The sequence below is a fragment of the Winogradskyella psychrotolerans RS-3 genome, assembly GCF_000427335.1.
GTDB classification, from domain to species: domain Bacteria; phylum Bacteroidota; class Bacteroidia; order Flavobacteriales; family Flavobacteriaceae; genus Winogradskyella; species Winogradskyella psychrotolerans.
The window spans coordinates 1-614 of the sequence record NZ_ATMR01000122.1; the positions used below are offsets into that span (position 1 = coordinate 1).

Below are 614 nucleotides of genomic sequence, written 5' to 3' on the forward strand. Positions count from 1 at the left end.
AAATGCACCTTGTATTAGGTTTGGAATTACAATCTTGCCTTTCGGTTTGGAGTTGAAACCTTACGTTTTCAGCCTCTATTGGCCTAAAAAGTGAAAATTAAAATATTATTAATTACCCGTAAAAGCCAGAAAAGTATGCCTATGTGATAGAAGCAAACAAACGATTTGACATTAAATTAAACTGAGTTGTTTAATAATCAAAACTCAGTTTCAAGTGAATTTTATTTAAGAATTAAAGAAGAAATGAAAAGAAAATTATTTTGTGGAGATTTTGTAAATCTCTCCAGTAAAGCAAAACAGATAATGCAGTTAAGTCTGTTTTTGTTAGTATTAAATATTGCAATGTTCTCAAGTACAGCCTCCTATTCTCAGGGTACAAACAATGAGCAGTCCCAACAAAAAACAGTTACCGGGATAGTCACCGATTCTGAAGGGCTTCCTCTTATCGGTGTTGCCGTTTTAGGACAAGGGACCAACAACGGTACCGTAACCAATCTGGATGGAGATTTTTCATTAACCATTCCAGCCAGTACAGAAGTATTGCAGGTATCCTATATTGGATATAAAAAGCAAGAGATTGTAATTGGATCTCAGTCAGTTTTCAATATTACAAT

At 34.0% G+C, this 614-nt stretch carries 1 protein-coding gene; it reads left to right on the forward strand.

The window, feature by feature from the left end; all coding sequences use genetic code 11:
• Nucleotides 1-186: 186 nt before the first annotated feature.
• A partial coding sequence (locus tag ADIWIN_RS11770; protein ID WP_040757185.1) for a carboxypeptidase-like regulatory domain-containing protein occupies nt 187-614 on the forward strand: 428 nt, incomplete at its 3' end.